At 53.1% G+C, this 17,493-nt stretch carries 14 protein-coding genes; 8 read left to right on the top strand and 6 right to left on the bottom strand.

Annotated elements, in window-relative coordinates:
* Nucleotides 1–9: 9 nt before the first annotated feature.
* Nucleotides 10–705 (top strand): DarT1-associated NADAR antitoxin family protein, encoded by a 696-nt coding sequence (locus tag ROG8370_RS13310; RefSeq protein WP_085827678.1) that lies wholly within the window; start codon nucleotides 10–12, stop codon nucleotides 703–705.
* A 170-nt stretch (nucleotides 706–875) separates the two neighbouring features.
* Here ROG8370_RS13310 and ROG8370_RS13315 read toward each other — a convergent pair whose 3' ends face one another.
* Nucleotides 876–2,147, bottom strand: coding sequence for a hypothetical protein (locus ROG8370_RS13315; RefSeq protein WP_139838142.1), 1,272 nt, complete (start codon nucleotides 2,145–2,147; stop codon nucleotides 876–878).
* A 242-nt stretch (nucleotides 2,148–2,389) separates the two neighbouring features.
* Between ROG8370_RS13315 and ROG8370_RS13320 the strand changes: the two genes are divergently transcribed.
* The 6 genes from ROG8370_RS13320 to ROG8370_RS13345 all read left to right on the top strand — a co-directional run bounded on the left by ROG8370_RS13320 (nucleotide 2,390) and on the right by ROG8370_RS13345 (nucleotide 7,222).
* Nucleotides 2,390–3,528, top strand: a protein-coding gene (locus ROG8370_RS13320) for an IS3 family transposase (RefSeq protein ID WP_245827370.1) whose coding sequence is annotated in 2 segments (ribosomal slippage) — nucleotides 2,390–2,653 and nucleotides 2,656–3,528 — 1,137 coding nt in all. Because the reading frame shifts where the segments join, the coding sequence is not laid out codon by codon here.
* Between the two features lie 492 nt (nucleotides 3,529–4,020).
* Nucleotides 4,021–4,329 carry a transposase gene (locus ROG8370_RS20985; protein ID WP_085827680.1) on the top strand — a complete coding sequence of 103 codons (309 nt, stop codon included), beginning with the start codon at nucleotides 4,021–4,023 and terminating at the stop codon, nucleotides 4,327–4,329.
* A gap of 70 nt (nucleotides 4,330–4,399) precedes the next feature.
* Nucleotides 4,400–4,801 (top strand): hypothetical protein, encoded by a 402-nt coding sequence (locus ROG8370_RS20190; protein WP_139838145.1) that lies wholly within the window; start codon nucleotides 4,400–4,402, stop codon nucleotides 4,799–4,801.
* A 419-nt stretch (nucleotides 4,802–5,220) separates the two neighbouring features.
* A protein-coding gene (locus ROG8370_RS13340; RefSeq protein WP_370738339.1) for an IS3 family transposase occupies nucleotides 5,221–6,374 on the top strand; the annotation gives its coding sequence in 2 pieces (ribosomal slippage) (nucleotides 5,221–5,482 and nucleotides 5,482–6,374; 1,155 coding nt in all).
* Nucleotides 6,375–6,570: 196 nt separating this feature from the next.
* Nucleotides 6,571–6,867: a hypothetical protein gene (locus tag ROG8370_RS20600; protein ID WP_170925242.1), complete on the top strand. Its 297-nt coding sequence runs from the start codon at nucleotides 6,571–6,573 to the stop codon at nucleotides 6,865–6,867.
* Between the two features lie 175 nt (nucleotides 6,868–7,042).
* Nucleotides 7,043–7,222, top strand: a complete 180-nt coding sequence (locus ROG8370_RS13345; RefSeq protein ID WP_085827683.1) for a hypothetical protein — start codon at nucleotides 7,043–7,045, stop codon at nucleotides 7,220–7,222.
* 169 nt (nucleotides 7,223–7,391) lie between these two features.
* Here ROG8370_RS13345 and ROG8370_RS13350 read toward each other — a convergent pair whose 3' ends face one another.
* Nucleotides 7,392–7,862 carry a very short patch repair endonuclease gene (locus tag ROG8370_RS13350; protein ID WP_306372380.1) on the bottom strand — a complete coding sequence of 157 codons (471 nt, stop codon included), beginning with the start codon at nucleotides 7,860–7,862 and terminating at the stop codon, nucleotides 7,392–7,394.
* Nucleotides 7,863–7,940: 78 nt separating this feature from the next.
* Here ROG8370_RS13350 and ROG8370_RS13355 point away from each other — a divergent pair, with 78 nt between their 5' ends.
* Nucleotides 7,941–9,434, top strand: coding sequence for a DNA cytosine methyltransferase (locus ROG8370_RS13355; RefSeq protein WP_085827684.1), 1,494 nt, complete (start codon nucleotides 7,941–7,943; stop codon nucleotides 9,432–9,434).
* Nucleotides 9,435–9,441: 7 nt separating this feature from the next.
* Here the strand turns inward: ROG8370_RS13355 and ROG8370_RS13360 are convergent, their stop codons facing one another.
* The 4 genes from ROG8370_RS13360 to ROG8370_RS13375 are packed head-to-tail and all read right to left on the bottom strand — an operon-like array spanning nucleotide 9,442 to nucleotide 16,705.
* Entirely contained in the window at nucleotides 9,442–11,532 is a 2,091-nt protein-coding gene (locus ROG8370_RS13360; protein WP_085827685.1) for an AIPR family protein, read from the bottom strand.
* A complete protein-coding gene (locus tag ROG8370_RS13365) occupies nucleotides 11,525–12,481 on the bottom strand; it encodes a PD-(D/E)XK motif protein (RefSeq protein WP_085827686.1) in 957 nt (318 codons plus the stop codon). The genes ROG8370_RS13360 and ROG8370_RS13365 overlap by 8 nt, the downstream gene beginning before the upstream one ends.
* The gene (locus tag ROG8370_RS13370; RefSeq protein ID WP_085827687.1) at nucleotides 12,474–15,218 is read right to left on the bottom strand and encodes a Z1 domain-containing protein; all 2,745 of its coding nucleotides are present in this window, start codon (nucleotides 15,216–15,218) and stop codon (nucleotides 12,474–12,476) included. Before ROG8370_RS13370 ends, ROG8370_RS13365 begins: the two co-directional genes overlap by 8 nt.
* A complete protein-coding gene (locus ROG8370_RS13375; RefSeq protein WP_085827688.1) occupies nucleotides 15,215–16,705 on the bottom strand; it encodes an ATP-binding protein in 1,491 nt (496 codons plus the stop codon). The genes ROG8370_RS13370 and ROG8370_RS13375 overlap by 4 nt, the downstream gene beginning before the upstream one ends.
* Nucleotides 16,706–17,493 lie beyond the last annotated feature (788 nt).

The raw sequence follows: 17,493 nt of genomic DNA on the forward strand, positions 1-17,493 counted from the left end.
GGAATTCAAATGGCTAGGCGCCCTATATTCATTGCTGAGGCCAATGACCCCTTTTTAATCCAAGTGAAATCCATCGATTTCACTTGGAGCGCGGGCATGGCGAAATCGCGCAGGCAAATGTCAATGCGCTCTTTGCATCAGGCAGCGCAGACGCTTTATCCAGAAGCGCGAATTCTCGAAGTCTCGCGTATGTCGGACGACTCACTGGGAGAGCAACTAAGCGCTTTCAACCTCACCTTTGAGCCACCTGGATACAGTCGGGAAATTTCAGTCGAATGCGCCTTTCAAGCGTCAAAAGTTTTCGAGCGGGGCGGACCATTTCTGGATTTGCTTGAGGCAGGCCCCGCCGACGCGAAGCGAGATCCACGACTGCAAGATGCCGGGCGATTGACCGGTTTCCGTTTTTTTGGGGAAGACTGGCCAAATGAGCCGCTCACCGCGTTCTATGACTGGATTTACATCAATGCACTGCATCGGCGCCCAAAGCTAGCAGAGGCAGTTACACACTATGACATCTTCACCGATATTGCCTTTAACCCTGAAAAATCGATCAACTGCCAAGCCAGCGCAGTGGCGCTATACGTCGCCCTTGTTCGCCGCGGTGAACTTCAAGCGGCACTGACATCTAGGGATGCGTTTCTCAGTATTGAGACAGGAGCGAGCATTAATGACGATGGTCAGGGAAACCAAGGCAGCCTATTCTGAGCTAATGGATAGATAGGCAATCAAAATTTTGGGGCAGACAAATCTTGCTTTGAGCTAACTCAAAAATAAGTTTGATGTCCTGTTTCGCATAACGACAGACAGGACGAACGATGCCATTTTCTTTGTGTCAAGGCGCTCACAATGTTATATTGGCCGTTTCGGTTTTAGCATTAGTTTTTGGTAGCACTGACTACATCCGATGAGTGACGTTTCCTTTGAGGTAAAGACTTGGGCCAGCACCACTTTTTACTGATTATATAAGATACTGCCTTGCATTCAACGTACTGTGTACAAAGCTCTTGGCACTCTTCGAAAGTTACACCGCGAACTCCCTTTTTTGTTAGGTCAGCTCCGACAAAATCCACCTTGGGTAACGAAGTCATTGGTTGCCAGACGTCTTCAGGTGTGGGCTTGCTGGTGGTGTTCCTGAACGCCGGGATGCAGCCTTTAACAAGATCAAGTGGTTTTTCGTCCACTATTTTTTGCTCAAAGCTAAAAAAAGTATCCCCGTCGGGTGTTGTGATGCGTGCACCGAGGCTCTGAGCGTCCGCAACCGCCCCCGCCAAGTGCATAGGAACGAAAAACCCTATGGGTGTGAATTGTTCTTTTTGTTTTGCTACACGAAAGTCGGAAATTTCGTGTGCAGTTCCATCAATGAGAAGTTGAAATGATCCGATATCAATTAAGTCTGGTTTGCTGAAAAATGCGAGCGAGAAAATCATGTCTCGTAGACATGAAAAGCTTATCCCATTCTCCCCGTTGACGCTTAGTTGTTTTAGTGTCAGAGAAAGCTTTCCGTTGACGTTGCTATATATTGAAACTTCTTTGAGAATGTCATCAGTGACCACACGCCATTCCCGCAATATATCGGCCGGAACCCAGTCTATGCCTTCAATATCCGTTCGCCCCATGCGTTCGAAAAGCGCGGGGTCAGCCCCTTGATCGCGAATGTAACTGAGCAGTTCAGCGGAGATTTCCTGTGTAAGTGAGATTGCCTCTGCCCCCCCGAGGCTTGTATCAGGATCGTTGAATTGGTGAACCCCTATACGACTGCCATCTCTAAGATGGCGGAAGTCTGCACCAAGGTACACAAAAACGCAGGCACTTGCACAGATGGCCGTTGGGTTGGACTGGGAACCGACGGAGGCTTTAGTTACTTCTTGTCGCGCCGAGATGACTCTACCAAGTGCGACACCTTCGAGTAGGTTTCCCCCGGGACTTTCGAGAGTGAAAGACATACTCTTTAAGGTGAGATGATCGAAGTCGGCGAGAATATTGCGCAGTTGCTTCGCATCTCCTTTTCTAATTTCCCCGCGCATTTCTATTAAGATGGAGGAATCCGAATCCAACGGCCCATCTGGAACCTTAACATCAAAGTCCATGGCAAAGACTGCGGATGACATCAGCAGCACGAAAATGACTGCAACAAAAATGGAGCGCACTGATATTTTCTCCTGAATTTTGCTTGGAAATATCTTAAAAAATTAATGTGCCGAACCAACATGCACCTTTGAAATGTCTAACCTGACTGACCCAGTCTAAGTGTTACTCAGACATAGACCTTCGTTCAACCAAGTTGTCCCAATTTCTAGGCTAACGAGAGGTGGCTGCGCAAATTTGAACAACTGGGATAAGTGGATTTTCCGCGCAACAGCAGCAAGATGCTGCAAGCGAGGAGAAGACCATGACAAAACGACCGCGCCGGAATCACAGCCCGGCATTCAAAGCAAAAGTGGCCGTGGCTGCGATCAAGGGCGAGAAGACGCTGATTGAGCTGGCGCAGGATTTCGACGTTCACCCGAACCAGATCAAGCAGTGGAGGGACCAACTACTTGAGGGCGCAACGGGGGTGTTCGGCGAAGCTGCGAAGGCCGCGCCAGAACCAGTGATCGACGTGAAGACCCTGCATGCAAAGATCGGAGAGCTGACGCTGGAGAATGATTTTTTGTCCGGCGCGCTCGGCAAGGCGGGTCTGTTGCCGAGCGCAAAAAAATGATCGATCCCACCGCCAAGCTGAGCGTCAGTCGCCAAGCTATCATGCTGGGGATCAGCCGGGGCAGTGTCTACTACAAGCCCCGCCCGGTGTCGGATGCCGATCTGAAGCTGATGCACCGGATCGACAAGCTGCATATGGAATTCCCGTTCGCGGGCAGCCGGATGCTGCGGGGACTGCTGGTTCAGGAAGGGTTCAAGGTCGGGCGCTTGCACATTGCCACGCTGATGAAACGCATGGGAATTGAGGCGCTCTACCGCAAGCCGAACACCTCGAAACCGGCACCGGGACACAAGATTTATCCCTATCTGCTCCGGAAGCTGCCAATCACCCGCCCCAATCAGGTCTGGGCGATGGACATCACCTATATCCCCATGGCGCGTGGGTTCATCTACCTTGCTGCCGTGCTGGACTGGTTCACACGGCGTGTCCTGGCATGGCGGGTGTCGATCACGCTGGAGGCTGATTTTTGCATAGAAGCTGTCGAAGAGGCGTTGGCGAAACACGGCACGCCCGAGATATTCAACACCGATCAGGGCAGCCAGTTCACCTCGACCGACTTCATCAAGGTATTGGCCGCCCGTGAGGTCAAAATCAGCATGGATGGCAAGGGGGCTTGGCGCGACAACGTCTTCATCGAGCGTCTGTGGCGGAGCATCAAATATGAGGAGGTCTACCTGCGGGCATACGCCAGCGTGTCCGAGGCCCGCGCCGGGATTGGCCGGTATCTGACCTTCTACAATACCCGTCGCCCGCATTCATCGCTTGACGGAAGAACCCCCAATCAGGCCTACTTCAACCAGCCGATGCCCGAAGCGGTAGCGGCGTAACCACGGCGGAAAACCACTTAAAAGACGCCCAGAACCTGTTCAGATCAACCGAACCACCTCTAACGAAAATGGATAGGTGTTTCAACGCATTGTCGTAAAGGTTGCCCATTAACGCACACAACGCTAACGCCACCGGCGGCAAAGCCCATCCCCAATCATTACATCGGCAACGTCTCTAACATTTACAAGCCGACAGCTAACCGATCCACCGATCATAGCTCCGCTCGCCTGTGAGGCTGCAAGTGACGCGCTCACCTCACACCAACGCCAGCATCCGCCGCGTCGCGGCCTCACCTGCCAGTCTCGGCACAGTCCAATTGGGCGAGCCGGATGCAAACCAAGATGCACCGCCGGAGGGGGGAGAGAGTAGCCGCGCAACGAAACGCCTTTTCCATCCTGAATTGTGTGGATAGGCTGCACGCAAACAAAGGTCGTCGCGGAAATTCGGACCAGTTGTTAAGGTGGATCGCATGACAAAAGAAGTGATCCAGCATGAAGAAACGTAAAAACCATTCACCCGAATTCAAAGCCCGTGTTGCGCTTGAGGCGATCCGCGAGGAGATGACGTTGGCGGAGCTGTCGAAGAAATACAGCGTTCATCCAACTCAGATTGGCATGTGGAAACGCGCGGCGATAGAGAACATGGCAACGGCATTCACGCGCCGAGGTGCAGCCCCGGAACAGGTAAGCGCGGCCGAAGTCGACAAGTTGCATTCAGAGATTGGCCAGCTTGTGGTGGAACGGGATTTTTTGGCCGATGCCTCGCAGCAGTTGCTCGGGACGCGAGGCAAAAAATGGTGAGCAGAAACCATATGGCCCTGCCATTGAATGTGTTTTACTTTGGCATGTTGCCCAAATTTGGTGAAAACCCATGAACTTTGAAAAGATGCGCTCTCGCATATTTGGATTGGAGGATCGCCTTGTTGAGGACGAGCTCTACCGCATCGTTTGGGAGGAGATCGAAAGCAATAAAATAGATCCTGCAGCTCGAGCCCGCTCTATTGAAGAGGGTGCGGGCGATGAGGGGAAAACTCGCGCAGCTTATATCAAACATCGGGTAAGGCGGCTGAAAACCGAATTCGAAATTCATCAGCGTGAACTTAATGAAAAAAATGAGAGAGCTAAGGAGGCTGTGGACAAGAAATCAGCCGAAAAACATCCTAAAACATGCTCTTTGTGTGGCACAAAACTTGGACTCTTTAATGCAAGGGGTTCATTATGCGCGTCTTGCTCCAAAAAAATATTGAAAACAAAAAGGTTTGTCCATTTCTGATCGGCAAAAAAAAAACGGAATGATTACCTCGAACAACCATGTGAACCTTAGATGTGGTCCTAAATATTCGACCAGCTTGCAGCATACAGGCCGAACACCTAGAGCAACCGTAAGTAAAAAGGCGCGCACCTTCTTCAATCACGCATTGACCTATCGATACATCGGTGCGTAGAGACCTTGAATCGACCGCATTGGCTTGCAAAGCCAATTTACTGGGAGCACACAACCCATACTTAATTTTTTAGGAGAACTTATGAAACGCCAGATTTTTTCACTTGCAGCCGCCGGATTGGTCTTGGCGGGCTGTGATACATACACCACGCAGCAGTATCAAAGTAGTGAGCTACCCCCCGAAAATCGGACACTGACGTAAGCTGCGATTTGTAGTCTGCTGATCTTCAACACGAAGGAGATCAGATATGTCGAAACGGAAGCAACATCACCCAGAGTTTAAGGCCAAGGTGGCGTTAGAAGCATTGAAGGGCGAGGAAACTGTCAGCGAATTAGCCAGTCGGTTCGGGGTTCATCCGACGATGATCCACCAATGGAAACGGGCTTTGCTGGAAGGCGCATCAGGCGTCTTCGAACGGGGCAGCCGGAAAGCACCGGAAGTCGATGAAGAGCAGGTCAAAGACCTGCACGCCAAGATCGGGGAGTTGGCCGTCGCCAACGATTTTTTGGCCAGAAAGCTCAAACCTTGGACCGGCAAGTGAGGCGCAGGATGATTGAGCCGAACCTATCAGGTCTGTCAGTCAGCAAGCAGTGTGCGTTGCTGTCGATCTCGCGGTCGTCGTTTTACTATGAGCCCAAAGGCGAGACGGAGATGAACCTCGATCTGATGCGGCTGATCGACAAGCAGTTCCTGGAGACCCCGTTTTACGGAGTGCGTCAGATGACATGGCATTTGCGCAATGAAGGTCATCTGGTGAACGAAAAGCGGATCAGGCGTTTGATGCGGCTGATGGGCCTCATGCCGATCTATCAGAAACCCAACACCAGCAAGGCTGCGAAAGGCCATAAGATTTACCCCTATCTGCTGCGTGGGCTGCGCGTGGACCGGCCCAACCAAGTTTGGTGCGCCGACATCACTTATCTACCGATGCGACGAGGCTTTCTGTATTTGGTTGCCATCATGGACTGGCACACCCGCAAGGTGTTGGCGTGGCGGATATCAAACACGCTGGAAGCGGAGTTCTGCGTCGACGCCCTGAACGAGGCCATCCACAAATTTGGTTTGCCACAGATCATGAATACGGATCAGGGAAGCCAGTTCACATCGTTCGCATGGACGGATCGGCTGCGGCGATCTGGCGTGCGCATCTCGATGGACGGCAAAGGGCGCTTTCTCGACAACATCTTTGTCGAACGACTGTGGCGGTCTCTGAAATACGAGTGCGTCTATCTGCATGCTTGGGAGAGCGGTTCAGAGGCCAAGGCGGGCATCAGAAAGTGGATCGAGTTCTACAATCACAAGCGACCGCATTCCTCGCTTGGCGGCAGGCCACCTGCCGTGGTCTATTGGCAGAGAAACGAAACAACCAACCCCGATCAGGAGGTGCAAAGAGTAGCTTAATTTACGCCAGATACGGTCCAACTAATGGGGAGTAGCTCATAGTCCTGCAAATACAATCGCGCTCCAAAGCGTTGCAGCGACAGGAGAAAGGGCATCTGTTGGGTCGGTAGCAACTACCAATGGGGTCGATGTAAACCCAACCTGCCGTCTTGCCGGCCCTCTCGACATTGGCGGTGGTCAGGACGTTACGACGGCCGTGAAGCAAGCTTTTCAAGCCGAATTTTTGGCCGGAAACATCTACAGTGCGCGGGGGACGCCAATTGTTGTAGAGTTGACAGAATTGAAGCCTGACTCCTTTGGAGGAAAGTGGACTATCGGGCTGAACGTTGCTTCAAGTAAAGGCTCAAGCTACAACGTTAGAACTGTTTACAATTTCAAAACCAGCTTCTCTGCAATTGCGGCATGCAACAATACTGCCGACGCCTTTAATCGCGCATTGGCGCAATCCATTAACGACGTAGTTTCGAACCCTCGCTTTAGAAGCCTTTTGTAAAAAAGCCTTAATTCAAAAAGGCCCGCACACGAGGGCGGGCCTTTTTCTAGCAGAAAGTCACTCCAATTCATCTGCAAGTTCTCGAGCTCTTTTGCCGAGAACAGAAACTAACTGGCGAAGCTCCGTTATTCCTCGGTGCGCGCTCAACCGGAGGACCGGCGGCAGGTCGGGTTTGATGATTTCGGCAGAAACACCGAAGGTCGACCAATTTGGAGACTTCGACGCGCAACGCGATGCCATCGTGCAGGTTATCCGGACGACTGAGCGACTGCTCGACTGGCTGCAAGCACATAGGACCGAGATTCGGGAATGGTCTCTGATAGTCGATCAGGAAATGCCGCAGGGTAGCCAATGAAATATTACGGGATAAGTTTGTCGCTGGAATGGAAGAATGGCGGCGGCGGCGAAGGCGCCGATTCTCAGTCTGGTCCGGGCTTCTTATTCATCTCGATTTCCTAATCGATCTAATCAACTAGAAATCCTCTGTTGTTCAAATTCTAAAATCTGTTCCACAGGCGCTGACGTCAGACAGAAGCGCGTGTGGAAAAGATTTTGAATTGCTTTTCCTTCGTCCCCCTAATGAACAATTCGAGTGCATCAATCAGCGCCTCATTCTCTTTCCTACCAATTGCACACTCCCATACTACCGCCGTCCGCCACCCCATTTCTTGAAGTTGCTGTAATGCCAAGGCATCCCTGCGGACGTTCGCCGTGAACTTGGCATTCCAAAAATCCACGTTGGATGAAGGCATAGTGGACTTGGGGCAACCCGGATGCCGATGCCAGAAGCATCCGTGAACCTGAATGATGCAGTTCCATCTCCGCAGCACGATATCGGGTGTCCCTGGCATCTTCCTCACATTTATGCGGAAACGGAAACCTCGCGCATGCAAAGCCTTCCTTAGGAAAAGCTCGGGCTTTGTATTAGAACCACGAATGCTGGCCATCATCCGTGATCGGGTCGGTCGATCCACAATATCTGCCATGATATACATATAGCTGTTCGCTCTCCATTTTCCACCTGGCGCACTCTGGCAAACCTAGTACAAGTCTAGGACTGAAACGGGGATCTCATGTCGAAAGAATTTGCCATAGTCGATCTTTTTGCGGGTCCCGGAGGCCTTGGCGAAGGCTTTTCAAGAGCTGGTCGCAACGCTGACACACCAATGAAGATTCGACTGTCAGTCGAAATGGACGACCACGCGATCCACACACTGCGCTTGCGGGCGTTTCTTCGATCGTTCGATGCATTCCCGAAAGAGTATTATGACTCTCTCAATGCTGGCCGTCCGCTGCCAGACTGGTCAGATCTCTATCCGGGCAACTGGAAATCCGCTCTCTCGGAGGCGCGGCAACGAGTCCTGGGCGCAGATGGAGTATTCGAGGAACTCGCGTTCGAACTTGACCGGGTGCGGGAAGATCATCACGGCGACACGATCCTGATCGGCGGCCCGCCGTGTCAGGCCTATTCTCTTGTCGGCAGATCAAGAAACAAGGGTAAGTCCGACTACATCCCTGAGCAAGATGATCGGCATTACCTATATAGGGAGTATGTCCGAATACTCGACCGCTTACGCCCTGCCGCCTTCGTGATGGAAAACGTCAAAGGGATGCTTTCAAGCAAAGTTGACGGCGGAGGCATCTTTAGCAAGGTGCTGGAAGATCTCGAGACGGCAGGGGATGGCTATCGCCTCCTGCCGTTGGCACGGACCGCACCCGCCGATGGTAGTCGGGCACCCGCCCGGGACTTTCTTATCCGTACAGAGGAGCACGGTGTACCTCAGGCGCGCCACCGTGTGATCATCCTTGGAATACGTAAAGATCTTTGCGGCGGGCGGACATTTGAAGAACCAATTCTTGGTCTCCCGCAGAAACTGGTTCCTGTTGGTAAGGTCTTGGCAGGCCTCTGGCCCCTGCGCAGCGGGCTGAGCAAGGGGGACAGTGCAGAGGCTTGGCAGACCGCTCTTAAAGCGCAGGCATCCATAATAGCCAACTTGGAAGAGGTTCCGGCACAGATAAGAGAAATCGCCTTCGCCGTCGCAGGCACCAACGATCTGCCACATCTGCGTGCCAGCAGATGGAAGGAAGCGACGAACGGAATGCCTGAACATCTGGGAAACTGGTTCCCGGATGTTCGCTTGAAGGCAACCGTTCATCACGAAACCCGAGGACACATTCCCGAAGATCTCGGACGCTACCTGTTCTCAGCGGCATTCACTAGTAGCCTCGGTAAATCGCCTAAACTCGCCGAGTTCCCCGAACAACTAAAGCCACGGCACAGGAACCGTGACTCGGGCGATTTCGCCGACCGCTTCAGGACCCAAGCGGCGGACCGGCCCGCGACCACTGTGACCAGCCACATATCAAAAGATGGCCATTACTTTATACATCCTGATCCTATGCAGTGCCGATCGCTGACCGTCAGGGAAGCAGCCCGCCTACAGACCTTCCCAGACAATTATTACTTCTGCGGACCTCGAACCAAGCAGTATCACCAAGTTGGTAACGCCGTCCCTCCGTACCTCGCTTGGCAGATTGCCAAAGCTGTTCAAAGGCTTTTGGGTTGACGGCAGTTCATTCAGTCGCCGTTGCGTATTCCTTTCTAAAACCATGCTCCTCCAGCTTTGCAAGGATTTCGAGCGCAAAGGTCGTCTGCCTTTCGGTAGGGATTCTACCGGGCATCTTGGAACATACGTCCAGCACTCCGTATTCGGATGGCGATAGAAGTCTGTGAGACCTACCCCAGTTCCGCACCTCGGTCCAGAAATCTGCGCCAAGCTCAAAGACCTTAGTCTGAGCCTCAACGCTTTTCGTAAGATTTGCATCTCCCGTGACCTCGGCATCTTCCCCCTTCGCTTCCTCGGGTTCGATAAGCAAATCGCCGAATTCTTCGGAATAGGAAAGCTCGCGGTTCCGGAAACGCTCCCAGCATGCCTGTTTCTTGGCCCATTCGCTCATGTTACGGACCCCTTCCGGCGGGTTGGTGATAACATCCTGCGCCTCAGCGGCCGCAACCAGCAGTGCATCCTCCAAGACCGTTGGTACAGCCTGCACGCGCCACACACGGCTCAGATCAACGACGAGGCCCATCTTCTCGACATCATATGCAACCTTGGCAATCGCGTAGGTTACTATGTTGGCACGGTAGCCGCCTTCATACCATTCCTGAGCCGATACAAGCTTCTCCAGCTTTCGAAAGATGATTACCTTCGAGATCAGGTGTCGAAACCATGCCTCATTGATGCGGTCGCCGTTCCGGCCCCAGACCTTCTCGATGGAGCGGGCAAAGGCGGCGAAATTCTTTTGAGCGCCCTGTGAAACGGTATCGGGTTTGCCTGCCCAAGAATTCTCGAACTTGGCTAGATCCGTCTTTGTGAAAAACTGACTACGAGGGAATTCTGCGTCCCACTTCTTTCTCTCAGCATCGGTCTTACGACTGCGTTCATCCGCGTATTGACCACGCGCACGTTCATAAAACCACTTCGTCTCGCGGTAGCCACCAGAACCTGCCGGAGCGAGGATCTTCCGTGACAATTCCTCGATCTTCACATGGAATGGATGGTTGGCGAAGAAATCTGCCGCATTCACCTTGTTCTGACTGTTGGCGAATTCCGAGATGCGCGGAACGACGCTATCAGAAAGGATTGGGGGCACAACATTGAGTTTCATCAGTACAAAGATGTCCTTGAGACCCTCACCCGCCATTTTTTGTGCTGCATGAATTGACGCTGTAGTCTGCCCTCCATTGACGATCTGAAGGTTATCCGCACATTTTATGACAAGACCATCCTCGGTCCGCTCCAACTCCACGCCTTCCACTGTAGCGGCGATGCCATTGTTATAGGCGAAGAACATGTGCGGCTCCTCGACAATGGTCTTTCTTATCCCCCTGTTCACATTGCCTTTTGCTTGAAGAAAACTGCGAACATTGGATTCAAGAAGACGTGCGCCCCACTTGTCGTAAATTTGCGCAAGCTGCGCACCCGGGATTACCGCGATGTAGCTGTCCAGAGCCGCGTCAGACCCTGATGCCTTCAGAACCGGTATGCTACCGCCGAAGTCTCCAGCAAAGTCGATGGTCAGGTCGGCCCGCGCCTTACCTTGCTCCACATAAGCCTGGAGGCGTTTCAGGTCCCAGACGCTGTAGGTAACCGGCTTTCCGTCGATCTCGCCGGCAGGCATGGCGTCGACCTTCGCACGATTGTCAGAGTTCGTAACAAAGATCAGCTTAATCTTATTGATGATCTTCCATCGGGTGCTTATCAGATCAGCGAGGCCGGCCCCGAGGCTTGTCTCCTCAAGTTCCTCCCGAAACTCCTCTCGTAGAGCATGACGGAGAAATTCCACGAGCTTGTTGATCTGTGACTTCAGATCTGCGCCCCGGGTGACGCGAACATCCGCGCTCATCTGAAAGTCGCAGAGAAGCAGCGAAAGAACACCGTCACTGTTTGATGGGTCTCCACCGGAACCGGTGACCTGCAGCTGGACACCGCGCCGCCCTTTTCCTTGGAAGTAAGCGTAATCACATTGATCTATCTCGCCGGCCTCAGTAAGGATTTCGCCGACCTTCTCGAAGAAGGCCTCCTGCGTGTACAGACCCAGAGCATCAGCATCGCCTTGGATGTCTGCAATGAAACCGTTATGAAATTCCTCGAGATTAGACATTTGCGCGATCCTCGAATAGGATTGTGTTCAGATCCACGTTGCTCTCAAAATCCGCGCACGCGTCCAGTCGGATAGAATACCCGATATCCTCGACCCCCGACAGTATCGGTGGAATTATACGGGGGAAGCCCTCGAGAACCTCAAAAGTTCGAACGGCTCCCAACTGCCAACGTCGTTCCTCCTCGACGGTTTCTGGCGAATAGCGGGTCGCCGCGAGGCATTGTTCCCATATGTCGAGCGCCATGATATCGTCGTCGAACAGGACTGCAGTGCTGTCCACATGATGTTTCAGATTTGCACCTTCGGACCCAATGGAAGTATCCACATCCTGTACCCGCAGGAAAAGCCGGGCTCCCTCGATGTCCATTAGCTGTGATTCCGACGAGATGCGGACCTTTGGATGGGCAGCGCTGCGCCGGGCCTTGATCTCGAAGAAGAGACTCGGCAGTTCAAAATCCTTCGCACTCTTGTCAGGTCCTTTCCATGCCTCCACAGCCTTCAGGGCGCCAAGATGCTCCACAAGGGTACGGAGGAAAGCGAGTTCGCCCACAAGGCCCCTTTGCTCATCAATAGAGAGCCCGCGCATTCCGCCTCGCATTAGATGATGCCACCTCAATGTCCGGCGAACTGCGCGCGCTAATGCGCCCTGCAGATCGTCTACCCGCTCTGCTGCACTGACAACATCTCTGCACAAGGTCTCGAACAGATCGAGTTGGGATCTTTCGCCCAAGGTAATGCAGTAGCAGTTACGCCCGTCGACTATCCGATAAAAGGCCCCGACGTGCTTGAGCTTCGGAAGAGGTCTGACTTCCTCTATTTCGCCGGACAGCTGAAGAAGCAGCCCAAGCGAGTCGTCTGGCATCCTGACCCAAAAAAAGTCGTGCCGACCCCTGCTGTCGACCCGCCTCGCACCGCTCACCGGCAGGTTTTCCCATGGCTTTTCAGTCATCTTCCCACGCACCTTCGTCGTCCTCTTCAGAACCGTATATCTCGCGGAACTTCACTGTATTGATTATGTATTCAACGCGGTCATTGGGCTTCGAAGACGGTGGCAAACTGATGCTCCAGCCGATAACTGGCTTTTCCGGTATCCTGTCGAGATGCGGCAAATTCTGCTCCTCGGGCGGTCGCACCTTGACCACATGGAGCACGAAAAGAGGCTTGTCACGGACCTGCCTATAGATCCTGTCGGGAAACGAAATACGGCTCGCCTCCGGTTTTCCTTCCAGCCTCTTCTCGGCGAGATACTGTGTCTCAGCTTCCTTAGCCTTCTTGGGGTCCACACCGACCTTTTCGACCCCTCGAGAGGCAATCCGCGCACGCTTTCCGCTCATCGAGAGAACATGATCCTGCAGATCCTTGTATCCGATCTTCCGAATTTGCGGCCCTATGGTCCAACCGGCAAGCGTTAAAGGGTCTGTATCACCTGAGACGTCGGTTACGAGTACATCCCAGTCCTTAAGTTCGTCGTACTGCCGATCTCGGATATAGGTGCGGATGGGTCCCGGCTGGGTGAGAAAAGCCTGCTCGTGGTTGCGCCAGCCGAGGAGAAACTGGTCAATCAACTCTACAGGCACATCGCGCAAAAGGTGGCCGCCAGAAACCCGATCTGCACCTGCCTGATCCAGAGCGTGATCGGAGAGTTTTTCAAGAAGCTGCCGGGCAGCAGCTTCGTTTGCATCGATTTCGTTGGGTTTTGCGCTGATCTTGGCCGTTTCAACCCAAGCATTCGATAGCCCGATCAGAATATGCTTCTGCCCGGAGCCCATCTTGTTTCTTGCAGTTACCAAGAGTGAGGCTGGATGACTGCGGACCGCAAGGCCAAAATCCGCTGGAGTGGCCTTAGCCTTTTCCATTTTCTTCAGTTCGAGGTGCAATTCATCACTGGCCTCGGCGATGTGTGCATACCAGTCGATCGCTTCGGACGGCATCCAGATACGGCACAGATCCTCATAGCCACCACGATAGCCAAACCAGCGCCCCATCTGCATGAGCGTGTCGTACATCATGGTGTTTCGCAGGAACCAAGTCACCGTCAGCCCTTCGAGCGTCAGTCCTCTGGACAGGGAAAATCCACCGACGGCGATGACCGTTTGTCCGACACTGGAGGCTCCGGAATAGTCCAGCCCGTTGGCACGGCTGTTAACCTCGACGACCTTCGCGGCAGCGATCGCTTCGAGCATCAGAGCCTGCACACGCGTCCATTCCGGCTCGGCTTCGGAGTATTCTCGCTGCCATGTCTCGCGCAGGGCTGCAATCTGTGGATCATTAAGACCGTCCGGGCCACGTGAACCGTTTACTCGGAGGGCGTCTATGATGGCGGTGAGGTGTTCGTGCAGACGATTGCGCAGACGCCCCTGAACTGCCGTGAACCGGCTCGCATTCACAAGCATGGAACAGTGGGATGCCGTCTGCCCTCGCAGGTTGCGAATTGTTCTTGCTATCAGAAATGCGCGCAAGGCTTCTTGCAAGCTGTCGGGAAGCTCATCGACGGCCTGATCAATCCGGTGCTTGATCGGAAGAATGTCCTCGTTATCGTCAATGTAGCGGAGCCATATCGGATCACCCTCGTCCGGATTGCCGTCGATGAATATCTTACTCGCACCGAAATAGTTTGTAGGAGCATCAAGCCCGACGATAAAGTGCTTTGGGAAAAGATCCTCCTTCAGCGCGTCATCATACTGGTCGGGATCTACGAAGATGTTAGCGAAAGGCGTGGCAGTGTAGCCGACATAGCAACTTCGGTGAAACAGGTTCAGAAGATCGCGGATCTGTCCATTGATCTTCGTGACTTCTTCCTTCGTATATTTCGTGTTAATCGAGGCGTTATCTGCCTCGTCGTCGATCAGCAGCATAGGCTGGTCGATCATCAAATCGTCGCCGCGCGCGCTATTCTCGCGTAGCCAGTCGAGAAGATTCCTTAGCGTGTTGTGGTTCTTCTTGATGACTAGAACGACCGGCACCTTGTAGGAGTCGATCTGGCTTGTGTTGGTGGAGGCCGTATCCTTGCGAAAATCGGCAAGAGTATTCGTGAGGCTTACAGGAATATTACGATCATCGAAGAGGCCGACACCGATCGCACGGCTGCCCTTCTTGCCCTGATTTGCAAATCGCCCTGTATCTCGGCCTATGAAGCCTTCGTCGATCCGCTCTTGGGTTTGATTGCGAAGGTTATTGTGAATGCCCGCGATCACCACGATGAGACGATAGCCCGCATCTGCCGCCTTGCAGATCAGTCCAGTATAATTGGCGGTCTTTCCGCTCTGGACGTGGCCCACGACCATGCCTCGGCGATCCCACTTCTCCGCCAGCCCAGGGTTGCCAAGCCTTTCGAGAATGCCGTCTGTGACCTGGTCGGTGGTCGTGATGACGTCCTGAGGCAAGCCATTCTTGTGAAGGAGCTTCTTGTAGCGATCCCAGTAGTATGGCTGGAATTCCGGCTTGGACTTCGCTTCTCCCAGCCAAGGGCGGAAACTGCTATCATCGACCATAGCTCCAAGACCCATCGTGATGCCAAACCTCTCCTCGATATCGCGAGCGAGCTGCTCAAGCACTTCCGGGGACGCGTTGACCTTCAAAGCCGAGTTCATCGTGCCTATAAAGGTCCGGAGATCATCTCCACTCTTACGGTCATGAGCGAGGGATTGGGACACCACGTCATCAAGGTGCTTGAGTTGGACAGTCACGAGGTTTCTCCCTGTTCCATATCTTCAACGAATCGCCGAATCTCGTCCTTGTGGTTCACAAACGGCTCGGTTGAGCATAGAATCTGGACCACGTCAGATCCTGACATGCCCGTGCCCCTGAGTGCCCTAATTGCAGTCTCTGCAGCTTCGGCGAGGTCGGCAAATTCCGTTTCGTCGGACGCGATGCTTTCTGCTGCGCCGAGCATGTCTGCGTGCAGGGCAGCGATCGGCAGGCCGGAGCCGAGCAATTTTATGCAAGCACGGAAACCGTGCCGGAATTCCTCCGGTAGGGTTTCGGAGAACCCTGAAATCGAAGGGTGTTCCGTGTTGGGGCGGTAGATGATGCTCCCATCCTTCTGGACCCTGCTCCACAAAGGAAGGTTCTCTTGCGCAACAAGCTTGCGCCCTCGTCGCTGGTATGTCCGCTTCGATGCGCCCTGCAGACGTTCAACGATTTTTCGAAGCCTATCGCGCACAACAGGCGGCATCTGGGCGGATGCCTTGCGCACATCTATCTTCCAGTCAGCATCCATCGTGTTCGGAATATCGACCCTGACCCGAGAAAGCTTCGTCAACTCCGTTTGACGAGCAAGGCCGAGCCAGCTACCGGCGATGATCAACCGCTTCTCACGATAGATGTAGAACCCTTGCGAACGCAAATGCCCCTCAGACCCACCCAGTTCATCCCACGCGGATTTCGAAATCATCTTGTGATGAGGCAGCGTGAACGACTGTGTCACTACCTCGCCATGCGCCAAGGCAAGCCGTTCTTCAGGATCAACTTGGGTGGCTTTTTGCTCCGTGGCGAAAGGGTCAATCGGAGACAGCAGCCTGCCGTTCAGCAAGAGGCGCAGTTTCGGCCTGCTCCCTTCCATGTAACGGTGGAAACACAGCCGAAGGTGTCGCTCCGCCCCAGAAAGAGCCTTGTTAATTTCGCCTGACCTTTTCACAGAATCGTGTCGGTAGTTCGTGGAGAGGCGGTCGAGCTTCCTCCAAAGCACGATCGTCCCAGTCTCTGGAAGCCTGTCCGCAGCGGGCATTTCCGATAGGTCATCTTCCAGTTCGACGCTCCAGACATTGGTTTCTGCCACTTTGTCGAGATCCCAAGTGGCCCCTGAGATAGCCCCTTCCTTGCAAGAGATGACCGTCAGCAGACGACATTGGGAAAAACTTGCACTCTTAAGGCCCAAGCCAAACCGCCCCAGATCGTGCCCCTCCCGCTCATCCAGAGGGTTCTTGGAGCCAGGCCTCATGGCATCGACAAGTTCGACTTCCGTCATGCCAACGCCGTCATCCACTATAGCGATCCATGGGTCGTCCGAGGTGGTTTCGGCGAGAACTTCAACCCGTGACGCACCTGCTGTTACCGAATTGTCAATGATGTCGGCCATGGCCGTTTCTAGCGTATAGCCGAAATCGCGCATGCCCTCTATAAGAGCCGCCGCATAAGGCGTCGCATCTGCCTGCCTTTTTCTACTTTTATGCATTATTTCCTTCTTGGATACTCAAAGAACTTTGTTGCTTAAATCGATTCTTGCCGCTCTATGTGTGGTTTTTAAATAAGCGCAGAGTTAGCCCGTAAAGTGAAGATGTCGAGACATGGAAAGATTTTCAGCACAATCCCAAATTCCCTGGGCAACCCACTTATGTTGCCGTCTTGATCATTATATTTGATATGCAAATCATGGCGTTGCAGGCAGTGGGAGGTGGGTTTCATAGATCGCGCAGAGGGTGCAGACAAAAACGGGTGCGTTCGTCGTCAGGGTTTTCTGGAGAAGTTAGCGTTTTTGTTAACCAAGGCTGTGGTTCAGCGATGGACCATTCTGCATCGCGCCAATCGTTTACACTTGAGCCATAAGCCTTTGATTGTTCGTCGTGAACAAATAGGGGGTGTTTACGTAAAAGTTGTTTAATTTCTGTGTGATGCAGCGGATTGCAAATCCGTGTACACCGGTTCGATTCCGGTACTCGCCTCCATTTAAAATCAATAACTTAGCGGAAATTTCCTCCACTCGCATGTGCCCTTATTATATTTGGGGGGACATATGGGGGACATTTTTGCTTGTTTTGGTGCAATTTGGTCTGCATTGGTTTCGGAGACGTAGACTAGACGATGTATCCGATTTAGGCGTTTATGATGTTGATTGTCACTGAGAACTGACCCGGCAACTGCAGAAATTGTCATTGAGAATTGACCCATGTGCAACCTTACCCCTGCTTGATTCAGCTGGGGGCTATTGGAGTGGTAGACATGGGATTTTTGAGGGTTATTCGG

The organism is Roseovarius gaetbuli (assembly GCF_900172365.1).
GTDB classification, from domain to species: domain Bacteria; phylum Pseudomonadota; class Alphaproteobacteria; order Rhodobacterales; family Rhodobacteraceae; genus Roseovarius; species Roseovarius gaetbuli.

Bases quoted from the DNA above. Each gene is read 5' to 3' on its own strand.
- ROG8370_RS13310 (WP_085827678.1), top strand. From the start codon at position 10: ATGGCTAGGCGCCCTATATTCATTGCTGAGGCCAATGACCCCTTTTTA.
- ROG8370_RS20985 (WP_085827680.1), top strand. From the start codon at position 4,021: ATGAAGAAACGTAAAAACCATTCACCCGAATTCAAAGCCCGTGTTGCG.
- ROG8370_RS20190 (WP_139838145.1), top strand. From the start codon at position 4,400: ATGAACTTTGAAAAGATGCGCTCTCGCATATTTGGATTGGAGGATCGC.
- ROG8370_RS13345 (WP_085827683.1), top strand. From the start codon at position 7,043: ATGATTTCGGCAGAAACACCGAAGGTCGACCAATTTGGAGACTTCGAC.
- ROG8370_RS13350 (WP_306372380.1), bottom strand. From the start codon at position 7,862: ATGTATATCATGGCAGATATTGTGGATCGACCGACCCGATCACGGATG.
- ROG8370_RS13355 (WP_085827684.1), top strand. From the start codon at position 7,941: ATGTCGAAAGAATTTGCCATAGTCGATCTTTTTGCGGGTCCCGGAGGC.
- ROG8370_RS13360 (WP_085827685.1), bottom strand. From the start codon at position 11,532: ATGTCTAATCTCGAGGAATTTCATAACGGTTTCATTGCAGACATCCAA.
- ROG8370_RS13365 (WP_085827686.1), bottom strand. From the start codon at position 12,481: ATGACTGAAAAGCCATGGGAAAACCTGCCGGTGAGCGGTGCGAGGCGG.
- ROG8370_RS13375 (WP_085827688.1), bottom strand. From the start codon at position 16,705: ATGCATAAAAGTAGAAAAAGGCAGGCAGATGCGACGCCTTATGCGGCG.